11 protein-coding genes are annotated in these 12,296 nt (G+C 46.4%); 7 read left to right on the plus strand and 4 right to left on the minus strand.

Going from position 1 to position 12,296, the window contains the following annotated elements:
* Positions 1-71: 71 nt before the first annotated feature.
* Complete coding sequence (locus tag ACT6PV_RS06105; RefSeq protein WP_445115548.1) at positions 72-554, minus strand: hypothetical protein; 483 nt, start codon at positions 552-554, stop codon at positions 72-74.
* Positions 555-724: 170 nt separating this feature from the next.
* Here ACT6PV_RS06105 and uvrB point away from each other — a divergent pair, with 170 nt between their 5' ends.
* The 4 genes from uvrB to ACT6PV_RS06125 all read left to right on the plus strand — a co-directional run bounded on the left by uvrB (position 725) and on the right by ACT6PV_RS06125 (position 6,301).
* Positions 725-2,746 carry an excinuclease ABC subunit UvrB gene (gene uvrB / locus ACT6PV_RS06110; protein WP_445115549.1) on the plus strand — a complete coding sequence of 674 codons (2,022 nt, stop codon included), beginning with the start codon at positions 725-727 and terminating at the stop codon, positions 2,744-2,746.
* A gap of 116 nt (positions 2,747-2,862) precedes the next feature.
* Positions 2,863-3,450 carry a lipocalin family protein gene (locus tag ACT6PV_RS06115; protein WP_445115550.1) on the plus strand — a complete coding sequence of 196 codons (588 nt, stop codon included), beginning with the start codon at positions 2,863-2,865 and terminating at the stop codon, positions 3,448-3,450.
* A 136-nt stretch (positions 3,451-3,586) separates the two neighbouring features.
* Positions 3,587-4,525, plus strand: a complete 939-nt coding sequence (gene rarD / locus ACT6PV_RS06120; protein WP_445115551.1) for an EamA family transporter RarD — start codon at positions 3,587-3,589, stop codon at positions 4,523-4,525.
* A gap of 330 nt (positions 4,526-4,855) precedes the next feature.
* Positions 4,856-6,301 carry a glyceraldehyde-3-phosphate dehydrogenase gene (locus tag ACT6PV_RS06125; protein WP_445115552.1) on the plus strand — a complete coding sequence of 482 codons (1,446 nt, stop codon included), beginning with the start codon at positions 4,856-4,858 and terminating at the stop codon, positions 6,299-6,301.
* A gap of 182 nt (positions 6,302-6,483) precedes the next feature.
* Here the strand turns inward: ACT6PV_RS06125 and ACT6PV_RS06130 are convergent, their stop codons facing one another.
* A complete protein-coding gene (locus ACT6PV_RS06130; protein ID WP_445115553.1) occupies positions 6,484-7,335 on the minus strand; it encodes an SDR family oxidoreductase in 852 nt (283 codons plus the stop codon).
* A gap of 110 nt (positions 7,336-7,445) precedes the next feature.
* On the opposite strand from ACT6PV_RS06130, the gene ACT6PV_RS06135 reads away from it, so the two are divergent.
* The 3 genes from ACT6PV_RS06135 to proB all read left to right on the plus strand — a co-directional run bounded on the left by ACT6PV_RS06135 (position 7,446) and on the right by proB (position 10,344).
* On the plus strand, positions 7,446-7,820 hold the full coding sequence (locus tag ACT6PV_RS06135; protein WP_445115554.1) for a winged helix-turn-helix transcriptional regulator: 375 nt from the start codon (positions 7,446-7,448) through the stop codon (positions 7,818-7,820).
* A gap of 140 nt (positions 7,821-7,960) precedes the next feature.
* Positions 7,961-9,181, plus strand: a complete 1,221-nt coding sequence (gene cgtA / locus ACT6PV_RS06140) for an Obg family GTPase CgtA (protein ID WP_445115555.1) — start codon at positions 7,961-7,963, stop codon at positions 9,179-9,181.
* Between the two features lie 29 nt (positions 9,182-9,210).
* Positions 9,211-10,344 carry a glutamate 5-kinase gene (proB, locus tag ACT6PV_RS06145; RefSeq protein ID WP_445115556.1) on the plus strand — a complete coding sequence of 378 codons (1,134 nt, stop codon included), beginning with the start codon at positions 9,211-9,213 and terminating at the stop codon, positions 10,342-10,344.
* A 78-nt stretch (positions 10,345-10,422) separates the two neighbouring features.
* Here proB and ACT6PV_RS06150 read toward each other — a convergent pair whose 3' ends face one another.
* Both ACT6PV_RS06150 and ACT6PV_RS06155 read right to left on the minus strand, forming a co-directional pair.
* Positions 10,423-11,070, minus strand: coding sequence for an HAD-IB family hydrolase (locus ACT6PV_RS06150; protein WP_445115557.1), 648 nt, complete (start codon positions 11,068-11,070; stop codon positions 10,423-10,425).
* Complete coding sequence (locus tag ACT6PV_RS06155) at positions 11,037-12,245, minus strand: DUF1615 domain-containing protein (protein WP_445115558.1); 1,209 nt, start codon at positions 12,243-12,245, stop codon at positions 11,037-11,039. The genes ACT6PV_RS06150 and ACT6PV_RS06155 overlap by 34 nt, the downstream gene beginning before the upstream one ends.
* Positions 12,246-12,296: the final 51 nt, after the last annotated feature.

Consider the following 12,296-nt stretch of genomic DNA (forward strand, 5'->3'; position numbering starts at 1 on the left):
AATCAGTGTCACTTCATGTTGCAGCTGAATTGTAGTGGGGTCAAGGCTTTTCATCCGGCAATGAGTAAACTTCAGTCCTGTGGCCCTGGCGTTATGCTGCCTTTATTTCCATTTTCCTTCATTTTAATGGAAATGGGTCTTTCTGAAATTTTAAGCTGCAAAGGTGTAAATATTTTTTCCTGGGAAAAAAGACTGAGTGGTATCAATAGCATCAGGAAGATGACAATGAACCCTGGGCTGAACTGATCCAGTTCTTTGGCCAATAATATTGCTTCGGATAAAGTGGAAGAATGTGTTATACCGTATATAAATTTATACCCCAATGTATATATTTGCAGTAATGGTAAATGCAGCATATAAATGGAAAGGGAGGTTTTCCCTAATCGCTCTGTAAAATGATAAAGCAGATTGTTTTTTATTGATAAATGAATAAAAGCTCCAACCAAAGCCAGTTGGGTAAATGTGAATAACCCATTGTGAGAGAGATAAAACCACTGAAACCCATGGTGAAAAGTGAAACCCGGGTATTCATTATTGTTTTTATATGAATTCATCAAGCGTATATTGATGATTCAGGAACTTTTATCATGTCCTTCCCTGGTGTGAAGATCGTGCATTTTTGCAGGTATGGCTGATGCTGATCAATTTGCTCTGGGGATCAGATTTTTGTACGCTGTAGTAGCTTTCATGTTAAGTCATATCATTTTGAATAAAGAGTCCGCCCGTGAGTGATCATCAGCCTTTTGAACTCGTAACCAACTATCAGCCTGCCGGTGATCAGCCTCAGGCGATTGAAAAACTCGTACAGGGGGTACACAAGGGATATCACGATCAATTGCTGCTTGGGGTTACCGGTTCCGGTAAAACCTACACCATGGCCAATGTTATTTCACAGCTGCAGCGTCCGACCATTATTATGGCGCATAACAAAACCCTGGCTGCGCAATTATATGGTGAGTTCAAGGCATTTTTCCCGAACAATGCCGTTGAATATTTCGTCAGTTATTATGACTATTACCAGCCTGAGGCCTATGTCCCGTCTTCAGATACTTTTATTGAAAAAGATTCTGCCATTAATGACCATATCGATCAGATGCGTCTTTCTGCAACCCGTGCATTACTGGAACGTCGCGATGCCATTATTGTTGCGTCAGTGTCAGCCATTTACGGTCTGGGGGATCCCAATGCCTATATGAGCATGCTGTTGCATATTGTGCAGGGCGATCGGATCAATCGTGAAGAGATCATTCGCCGCCTGGTGGAAATGCAATATAGTCGGAATGAATTGGAGTTCCTGCGGGGGACTTATCGTATCCGCGGTGAAATTATTGATATTTTCCCGGCTGAATCAGATCAACAGGCAATTCGGATTGAACTATTTGATGATGAAGTGGATTCCATCCGATGGTTTGACTCATTGACCGGAAAAATGATTCGTAAAGTACCCCGGGTGACCATTTATCCCAAAAGTCACTATGTCACGCCTAAGGATCATCTGGAACGGGCGATTGCTACCATCCGTGATGAACTGAAGGAACAGCTGGCTTTTTTTAAGGAGCATGACAAATTACTGGAAGCACAAAGAATTGAACAACGGACCCGTTATGATCTGGAAATGATGCAGCAGCTGGGGTATACCAATGGCATTGAAAATTATTCCCGCCATTTATCAGGCCGTCCGGCAGGGGATGCACCGCCGACCCTGTTTGATTATATTCCCGATGATGCACTGCTGATTATTGATGAATCACATGTGACTGTGCCGCAGATCGGGGCCATGTATAAGGGCGACCGTTCACGCAAGGAAAATCTGGTCAATTATGGATTCCGTCTGCCCAGCGCACTGGATAACCGACCGATGAGATTTGAAGAGTGGGAGCGGATTATTCCGACAACAATTTATGTCAGTGCGACTCCGGCAAAATATGAACTGGAAAAATCCGAACAGGTGGCAGAGCAGGTGGTCCGGCCAACCGGACTGGTGGATCCTGAGATTGAGGTCAGACCGGTGCTGACACAGGTGGATGATGTCCTGTCTGAAATTAATATCCGTAAGGCATTGAATGAGCGGGTGTTGGTTACAACCCTGACCAAGCGTATGGCAGAGGATCTGACCTCCTATTTAAAGGAATATGGCGTGAAGGTGGCCTATCTGCATTCAGATATTGACACGGTGGAGCGGGTAAAAATTATTCATGAGTTGCGTACCGGAATTCATGATGTGCTGGTCGGTATTAACCTGCTGCGCGAAGGGCTGGATATGCCCGAAGTTTCCCTGGTGGCTATTCTGGATGCAGACAAGGAAGGTTTTTTACGCTCTGAACGCTCATTGATACAGACCATTGGACGTGCAGCGCGGAATGTAAAAGGCCGGGCGATTCTGTATGCTGACCGGATCACTGACTCCATGCGAAAAGCGATGGATGAGACTGAACGGCGTCGGAATAAACAGCTTGAGTTCAATGCAGAACATGGCATTACGCCACGCAGTGCTGTCCGTCAGGTTGTCCGTGAAATTGATACCGGTGAAGTACTGAATGATGATCAGCAGGAACTGAATGCCTCTGATCAGAGCCGTGCGTTAAGTGCAGATGAACAGCATATTCTGGCGGATCCTAAACTATTTGCAAAACATATTTCCAGACTTGAAAAGGAAATGCTGAAAGCTTCAAAGGAGCTACAGTTTGAGCAGGCAGCCCGTCTCCGTGATGAAATTGTCAGGCTTAAAAACCGGATGCTTCAGTAAAATCCGGGAGAAATTTTATCTTCAATTCAGATACATATCGCTACAATTTGATCGGATGAATCGCTATATCTTTAAAGTGGAAAGAATTAAAAAACACAGGTGTTAATTCGATCATCATGAAAAATAATTTAACCCGGTCAGGCGGAGTCCGCCTGGTCAAGATTGTTTTGGGTGGCGTGTTACTGGCCGGCGTGACGGTTAGCGGTGTGAGCCATGCGCAGGGTAAAACCCTGCCGGTTGCAGAAAAGGTGGAGCTGGATAAATACCTGGGGTTGTGGTACGAAGTTGTACGCAAGCCCACATACTTTCAGAATAAATGCGTCAGGGATGTCAGTGTGCGATATACCGTGAATGAAAACGGAAATATCGCAATTGATAACCGTTGCCATGGCCATAATGGTGAACTCATACGTTCCCTGGGCGAAGCTTTTGTCAGTAACGAACCCTTTAATAGTAAGTTCAGAGTCAGTTTTTTACCGGAAGTGGTCCGTTGGCTTCCTGTCGGCCGCAGTGACTATTGGATACTAAAACTTGAAGATGACTATCAGATGGTGCTGATCGGGGAACCAAAACGTAAGTATCTGTGGATTCTTGCAAGGGATCCGCATCCGGATGAAACACTGGTCAATGAATATCTGAAGTATGCACAGTCCGCGGGTTATGATGTGAAGGATGTGATGCATACCCAGCAGCTCACGCAATAATTCCGGATGCCATAAATTGCGTGTTTGGCCCATCAGGCTCAGTTGACAGACTGTCAGCCATGAAAAAGCAGCGCCCACTCTGTTAGGCTTTATGCGATATTGCGGCGTAGCAATACAATAGGTTGAGGTGTGAGGGATGTTTAAGGGGATAGTGCTGTCTGTCATGGCATCGGTCACTTTTGGCATACTTTATTTTTATACCGGATTACTGGGAAACCTTGACAGTCAACAGACTTTTGGCTGGCGTATGCTGCTGACATTGCCATTTCTGAGCCTGTTTATGTGGTGGAGTGGTGATTTTATACAGGTGAGGCGTATTTTTCAGCGCTTATTGGCTCATCCTGGTTTTTTATTGCTGCTGATTTTATCTTCCGTACTGACCTCCATCCAGTTGTGGCTGTTTCTCTGGGGCCCCATGAATGGGCGCGGTTTACAGGTTTCGCTGGGATATTTTTTATTGCCGTTGATGCTGGTGCTGGCAGGTAGTTGCATATATGGGGAAAAACTTTCAAGATTTCAGTGGGCTGCCGTACTATTGGCTGTGACAGGTGTAGGACATGAAATCTGGCGTCAGGGCAGTATTGCCTGGGAAACGATTATGGTGGCAGTGGGGTATACGGGGTATTTTTTATTACGCCGGCAACTGAAAACAGACCATCTGGGTGGGTTCTGGTGGGATATTATGATTATTCTGCCTGTTGCTGTTTATTTTATACTGGCTGGGCATTCCATACCGGCGCAGTTTGCCGGGCAGCCTGTCATGCCACTGGTGCTTATGGGACTGGGATTGCTCAGTGCCATTGGACTGGGGAGCTATATGCTGGCCAGCCGGCATCTGCCGCTGGTCCTGTTTGGGTTGCTTGGTTACCTGGAACCGGTGTTACTTGTATTGGCAGCACTGGCACTGGGTGAGCGCATCAGTTCGACAGAATGGCTGACCTATATTCCCATCTGGGGTGCTGTGGCTTTACTGATTGCCGAAGGTGGCTGGCATCTGTATCAGCAAAGGTGCAAGAAACAGCAGCTGATCCGTAATATGCTGCGTATTGAAGACAGATTAAAGAATAAAAATTAAAGAACGGAAGGTAAGGAATAAAAACTGAGGCAATGTTTTCCTGCGTCCGTCACAGGGACTGCATTTTATGGATCTCCAGGACTGGAGCAGGGATCAGGATGACTGAACATCTGCTGATCTGAGTTTTCATGGAACTGTGTCATCAGTTTCTTCAATCCGAATGCAGAGGTTAATACGGGAGGTTGTGGCGTATGATTTGACCGGTTTACAGGGCATATGACAGGAAAAGTGTTCCCCATTATCAGCTTTTGATTCAATCTTAATGAGAATTCCTTTACAATTACGGGGCTTTTAAATTAATACACTGATTAGAGATTAGAGGACGTAGCTGTGAGCAAAGACACTATCATCGCCCTGCATGCAGAACACCAGAGCCGCTGGAAAAACCGTGAAGAAATTGCGGAATACATGATTGCGTTAATCGGTCGCCTGTACCGTGAAAAAAACATTGTTGTTTCTGTATACGGACGTTCTTTAATTAATCGTTCAGTGATTCAGATTTTAAAAACACACCGTCATACTCGTGTGGTTGATGTTGAACTTTCTGTGGTCAATACCTTCCTGATTCTGGAAGCGTTAATGAAAGTTGAAAATATTGGTTCTGCTGAGGTGGATATCGGTAAGCTTGCCGTTGCCTACAAGGAAAAAGGCGGGGATATTGACGCTTTTGTTGCGCAGGCCGTTGAAGGGGTTAAAGGTAATGCAACCTCTGAAACATCAAAAGATGTGGTGCTATATGGCTTTGGTCGTATTGGCCGTATCCTTGCACGTTTAATGATCAGTCAGTCCGGTCTTGGCCGTGGCCTGGCGCTGAAAGCCATTGTGGTTCGTAAATCTTCAGATGGTGACCTGGCAAAACGTGCCTCATTGCTGCGTCGTGATTCCATTCATGGGACTTTTGCCGGGACAATTTCCATAGATGAAGAAAACGAGGCGATTATTGCCAATGGTAATTTCATTAAAGTGATCTATGCCTCCAGCCCGTCTGAGGTGGATTATACTGCCTATGGAATTGACCAGGCGCTGGTGATTGACAACACCGGTAAATGGCGTGATATGGATGGCTTGAGTCAGCATCTGCAATGCCCCGGTGTTGCCCGTGTTGTATTGACAGCACCAGGTAAGGGAGACATGAAAAACGTTGTGTTTGGTGTCAATCAGGCCGATATTCTGGATGAAGACAAAATTATTTCTGCTGCAAGTTGTACGACCAATGCCATTACACCGGTACTGAAAGTACTGGATGAAAAATATAAAGTACTGAACGGTCATGTTGAAACCGTGCATTCATTTACCAATGACCAGAACCTGATTGACAACTATCATAAGGCGGATCGTCGTGGTCGTGCTGCAACCCTGAATATGGTGATTACTGAAACAGGTGCGGCCAAGGCAGTTGCCAAGGCATTGCCGCAGTTACAGGGTAAACTGACGGGTAACTCCGTACGTGTTCCAACGCCTAACGTTTCACTCGCAATTCTGAACCTGACGCTTGAAAAAGCTGCAGATCGTGAAGAAGTGAATGAATATATCCGTCAGATTTCAATCAACTCAGGTCTGCAGGGTCAGATTGGCTATACCAACTCTACAGAAGTGGTATCAAGCGACTTTATCGGTTCCCGTACAGCAGGGGTGTATGATGCTCAGGCAACCATTGCGTCCGGTACACGTCTGACAGCCTATGTCTGGTATGATAATGAAGTAGGGTATAGCTGTCAGGTCCTGCGTATTGCTGAACAGATGTGTGGTGTGTATTATCCAAAAATTCCTGCATAAATGAGTCATCACATGATGCAGATCTGATCAGAAAATCCATAAAACAAAACCCTGACGAAAGTCAGGGTTTTTTTATGAATGGAATGGGTGACAGTATTTTTTACTGCGCAAAAAAATATCCACCTCTGAGGGTGGATACTGGATCTGTCATTGATTTGCTATGAGGCCTGTATGGGAGAAGATCAGGCTTTGTTGAACAGCGCTTTAACCTGATCCTGAATTAAAGTGGTTTTACGGCCAAGAATCTGTTCAAGATCTTTACTGTCACTGTACATTGCACCTTTTGAGGCCTGGACATCTGCATCTACAATTGCGTCAACCAATCCAGCCGGTAAACCGGCACCTACAAGTGCCTTGTTGTAGTCTTCCGGGCTGATGTCCTGGTATCTGACCGGTTTGCCTGAAGCTTCTGCAATATAACCGGCCAACTCCGTCATGGTAAAGCTTGTTGAACCGGCAAGTTGATAGGTTTTGCCTTCATGTCCTTCGGAAGATAAAACTTTTGCTGCTGCTTCGGCATAGTCCTGACGGGCAGCAGAACTTATTTTTCCATTCTGAGCACTGCCATACAGTACGCCTTCATCTGCAACATGCTGAACATTGGACAGATAGTTGTCGCTATACCAGTTATTACGCAGAATGGTATATTTTAAATCGCTTTGATGAATCAGCTCTTCAGTTTCACGATGTTCCCTGGTAATTCCCAGTGCATCGCTGAATAAACTGGTATAGGCAAGATAAGGCACCTTTGCCTGCAGAGCCGCATCAATCACGGCTTTGTGCTGTATGGTACGGCGGCCAAGCTCAGTGGCCGAAATGAGCAGTAATTTGTCTATGCCCTGGAGTGCAGGTGCTAAAGTCTCAGGCTTGTCGTAGTCAAATGGACGTGTCTCTATACCTTTCGCCTTGTAATCTTCAGTGTTATTGTCATTACGGACCAACGCCACAATATTATCTGCTGAGGTGGCCTTTAACAGTGTTTCAATAACAAGATGACCAAGATGTCCTGTAGCACCAGTAATTGCATATTTCATTTATTTCACCTTTTAAAGTTGTTGCTTCTGTATGACTGATGTTATTATATTAACTTACTTAATGTAAGTACGTACCTTAAAGTAAGTTTATTCCCGCCTGGAGAGATTCAATGAATACCTACACAACAAGTAAACTGATTGGTCAGGTTTTATCGAGTGAATGTCCATCACGTCAAATATTGGAACATTTAACCAGTAAATGGTCTGTGCTGGTTTTACGCTGTTTAAGTGACGGAGTGCAACGATTCAGCACATTAAGAAATCGCATAGAGGGGGTCAGTGAAAAAATGCTGGCTCAGACCCTGAGAGTACTTGAACAGGATGGCTTTATTCTGCGGACGGTTTATCCTGAGGTGCCGCCGAAAGTTGAATATCAGCTGACGATTCTGGGTGCACAGGCTGCCGAAAAATTAAATTATCTGGTGGGTTGGATAGAACGCAGTCTGCCGGAAATCCTGGACAATAAAGCGCAGGTGAGACATTAAAGCATGGACAGCTGATCCATAACTGAATTACTGATGTGATGATAAACAAAAAATTCATGTTTGACTGAACAATACCATTCGAGAAATTCAGTAAAATATGTCAGAATATGCGGTTTTAAAGTGTTCAGAGGATTGGCAGCATGCGCTTTGTTGATGAAGCAGTCATTACCGTAGAGGCTGGCGACGGTGGCAATGGCGTAGCCAGTTTTCGCCGTGAAAAATTTGTACCATTCGGTGGTCCGGATGGAGGGGATGGTGGTCGTGGCGGCAGTGTCTATGTCCAGGCAGATGATGACACCAGCACACTCGTGGATTATCGTTATACCCGTAAATTCCGTGCGGAGCGCGGTAAAAACGGTTCCGGGGCAAACTGTGCCGGTCGTGGCGGTGAATCCGTAACGCTTATGGTTCCTGTGGGAACCACAATTGTCGATACTGAATCCGGTGACATTATTGGTGACCTGATTGAAGATGGCCAGAAGGTCATGGTTGCGGTCGGTGGAGATGGTGGCCTGGGCAATACGCATTTCAAGTCCTCGACCAATCGTGCGCCACGTAAATGCACGCATGGGATCAAAGGGGAATACCGTGAAATTCGACTGGAATTGAAAGTACTGGCAGATGTCGGCTTGCTGGGGATGCCGAATGCCGGTAAGTCCACCTTTATTCGTGCCGTTTCGGCAGCAAAACCGAAAGTGGCGGATTATCCATTTACCACGATGGTTCCAAATCTCGGCGTTGTCGATGCGGACCGCCATCGTTCATTTGTGATGGCCGATATCCCCGGGCTGATTGAAGGTGCTTCAGAAGGTGCCGGGCTGGGTATCCGCTTTTTAAAACATCTGGCACGGACCCGTATTCTGCTGCACATTGTTGATGTACAGCCCATTGACGGTTCTGACCCTGCGCATAATGCCAGGGCAATCCTGGAGGAACTGGAGAAGTTCTCGCCGACGCTGGCAAAATTACCTGTGGTGCTGGTGCTGAACAAAGTGGATCAGCTGGATGAGGATACCCGGGAAGAATGGTGTAACCACATACTGGACGAGCTGCAGTGGGATGGTCCGGTATTTAAGACTTCCGGTTTGCTGGAAGAAGGCACAAAACCGGTGGTGTACTACCTCATGGACCAGATTGAACAACAGCGTGAGCGTGAAGTTGAAGATCCTGAGTATGCAGCAGAAATGAAGGCATTCCGTGATCAGCTTGAAGCTGAAACACGTGAACAGACCCTTGCAGCCAAAGAAGCATACCGTGAAATGCGCCGTCAGCAGCGTCTTGCAGGTTTACTGGCAGACGATGATGAAGATGATGACGAAGACGGTGATGATGGCGAAATGGAAGTATATTACGTACGTTAATCCGCTGTGAAAGCGTAATTGAGGGCAGGATGATAGAAGTGGTGGATGGGCAGCGTCAGCTTACAGCCTGTAAGCGGATTGTGGTTAAAATTGGATCATCTTTACTCACGGCAAATGGGCAGGGGCTGGATGTAGAGGCAATTTCGCACTGGGCGAAACAGATTGCAGATCTGCATCACGCAGGACATGAAATGATTCTTGTGTCTTCCGGTGCTGTGGCTGAAGGGATGGTCCGTATGAAGCTTGACAGCCGCCCCACCGATCTACCCAGTCTCCAGGCCTGTGCTGCCATTGGTCAGATGGGCTTAATCCAGCTCTGGTCCAGTGTGCTGATGAATCATTCCATCCAGACGGCTCAGGTGTTGCTGACCCATGATGATCTGGCAGACCGCCGTCGTTATTTAAATTCCTGTGATGCCCTGCAGAATCTGATTGACTGGAAAGTAATTCCGGTCATCAATGAAAATGACACGGTATCCACGGATGAAATTCGCTTTGGTGACAATGATACGCTGGCCGCGATGGTAGCGGGTCAGGTGCATGCAGAATTACTGATTATTCTGACTGATCAGCCGGGGATGTTTGACTCGGATCCACGCTCCAATCCGAATGCAAAACTGTTTTCCACAGTCCGTGCGCTGGATGAAAGCCTGTTTGACATGGCCGGTGGCGGGGGGAAGTTCGGCCGTGGTGGCATGCTGACCAAGGTTCGTGCGGCCCGTCTGGCCGCGAAATCAGGCTGTCCAACCCTGATTGCCAGTGGTGAAAGTGATCACGTGCTGACCCGATTAATGAATGGCGAGATGCTGGGAACATTATTTATTACCGATAATGACCGGATTACAGCCCATCAACAATGGCTGGCAGCGCATTTGCAGACAGCCGGTCGGCTGGTACTGGATGATGGCGCTGTAAAAGCCATTAAGGAAGATCATCGCAGTCTGTTGCCGGTGGGTGTAAAAGCAGTGGAAGGTCACTTTGAGCGCGGCGATGTGGTGGAGTGTGTGGATCAGTATGGTCAGCGTGTTGCTGTGGGACGGGTTAATTTCAGTTCGCGTTCAGCTGAAATGGTCAAAGGTCTGTCTTCGGACAAGGTGCATCAGCTGTTGGGCGAAGCCCGCTCACTGGAAATGATTCACCGTAATCATATGGCAATTTACTAGATATGATCTGTTTGCGCCGGAGCTGAATGTAATCCGCTCGGGTGATCTGTTTTGGTTTGTACCATATTCCTGTCCGATTCAGGCAAGTTTTTTCTGGTCGTCCAGCCGGGGTAACTCGGTATTTTCACCGACCATATATATATGATCGGCCAGGCTGAACATATCCAGGTCTTCCATGCTGTTGCCATAGGCATAAATATTTGCATACTGACTGACATCATATTTTTTAAGCACACGATGCTTTTTATGTGCACAACTGCAATCTGCTGTGGCGTATTTCCCGGTGAGTTTCCGCTCCTGAATTTCTGTTTCAGTGCAAATTAAATCAACTCCCAGTAACTGACAGACAGGTTCAAGGTACAGGTCCAGGGATGCGGAGACCACTACCACATCATCACCATTATTTTGATGCTGGAGTAATTGCCGGTAGAGGTGCGGACTCAGCTGTCCCAGCAGCCGGGGCGCGTATTCTGAGGCCAGTTCCTGAATTTCACCGGCATCTGCATCTGTAAACATGGCTTTAAATAATCGGGCGCGCATGGCACTGGCGGGATAAATGTTCAGATAATAAGCCTGAATCCAGGGGAGTATTTTAATCCCCTGTTTCACGATATGACGGCTGGAGAGGGCATAAAAAATAAAACCGGTAAAACTGTCCTTCTGGTACAGCGTTCCGTCAAAATCAAATAAAGCTAGGTTTTTATGTGTTTTGCGCGTTGCATGCATGTCTCATATCGTCCGTTTACGCGGCTTGCGTACCAGTTGGTATTATAATCTCTACTCAGTTTCGGACCCGAAATTACCACTTCAGGCATTATAGCGTAAATCGGTGCTTTTCCGGTTTTCTGCTGGTATAACTTTGTGACTGCAATATAGGTGGGGGTTTTTTCGAAACGCTGTTCTTTTTCTTTTTTTAAGTCATTGCGTAGCTGTCTCGGGGTGATCAGTACATTATTTGAGGCAAATAATGCCATCAGGGTTTTTTCAGTATCCGTGGTTGTCGGGCGTGGATCACCGTTTTTATCATAAGACAGCAAATCACCATCCAGGGCCAGGCTGGCGCCGGCGATTTTATCCATCATTTTCTGAAATGCAGCATTACGGCTTGAATACATCCCTGAATTATAGTCAGCAAAACGATAAATTGGTTTATCGTAGGCTGCCGGGTACATCATCAGCCGGTGAATGCCATAATACAAACCGCCGTATTCTGTATATAAATCATCGCGTAATTCATTGGTACTCATGTGGCTGCGTTTATTTTCCCTGGCATAGTTAATATGTACCTGCATGGAACCCAGCGTGGTAATGGGATTCAGTTTTTCTGCAAAATCCTGACCGACAAACTTAGCGGCGCCGGTTAAGGCACTGACATGATAATGTCTGGACATATAGGCAAAGATTTCACGGTACAGTACATCCAGTTCCTGTTCATTTCTGACCTTGCTCATCTGCTTCAGGTAGTTGTTTTCAGGCGATGGCTGGTTCTGTAACACGTCTTCAAAATAATCTGCAATGGTTCCACCAAGGGTGGTGCCCAGTTTATCCTCAAATTTTTCCTTTAAGCGGGTACTGACTTCCTTCACGGCTTTATTGCCCAGTCCGGGGACATTGGGGTTGGCAATAAAGTTGGATTCCTGATCCACCACGGCAATAATCGTGCAGACGTTTTCCCGGGTTCGGGGAATGTTCAGCTCATCTGAAATCTCAAAAATATCCTGCGCCCAGGATTTACGCTCATTGACCCGTGTCGGAATCAGTTTGCGGATCTGCTCACTGTCCAGTCTGGCCTCATTGTCATCTGACCACCATGAGCCATTACCACAGCCGGACAAACTCAGCACCAGGGCCAGTAAACAGGTGGGACGCAGCAACATGGCATGTTGAACAGATTTTTGCATAGGGATGAAAACACATTCAGAAAAGAGTGAGTCAAATAAGCCGATGAAGTA

The sequence above is a fragment of the Acinetobacter sp. WZC-1 genome (assembly GCF_052544965.1).

Excerpts from the sequence above, each read along its gene's own strand:
- ACT6PV_RS06105 (WP_445115548.1), bottom strand. The coding sequence starts at position 554 with ATGAATTCATATAAAAACAATAATGAATACCCGGGTTTCACTTTTCAC.
- ACT6PV_RS06115 (WP_445115550.1), top strand. The coding sequence starts at position 2,863 with ATGAAAAATAATTTAACCCGGTCAGGCGGAGTCCGCCTGGTCAAGATT.
- rarD (WP_445115551.1), top strand. The coding sequence starts at position 3,587 with ATGTTTAAGGGGATAGTGCTGTCTGTCATGGCATCGGTCACTTTTGGC.
- ACT6PV_RS06130 (WP_445115553.1), bottom strand. The coding sequence starts at position 7,335 with ATGAAATATGCAATTACTGGTGCTACAGGACATCTTGGTCATCTTGTT.
- ACT6PV_RS06135 (WP_445115554.1), top strand. The coding sequence starts at position 7,446 with ATGAATACCTACACAACAAGTAAACTGATTGGTCAGGTTTTATCGAGT.
- cgtA (WP_445115555.1), top strand. The coding sequence starts at position 7,961 with ATGCGCTTTGTTGATGAAGCAGTCATTACCGTAGAGGCTGGCGACGGT.
- proB (WP_445115556.1), top strand. The coding sequence starts at position 9,211 with ATGATAGAAGTGGTGGATGGGCAGCGTCAGCTTACAGCCTGTAAGCGG.
- ACT6PV_RS06150 (WP_445115557.1), bottom strand. The coding sequence starts at position 11,070 with ATGCATGCAACGCGCAAAACACATAAAAACCTAGCTTTATTTGATTTT.
- ACT6PV_RS06155 (WP_445115558.1), bottom strand. The coding sequence starts at position 12,245 with ATGCAAAAATCTGTTCAACATGCCATGTTGCTGCGTCCCACCTGTTTA.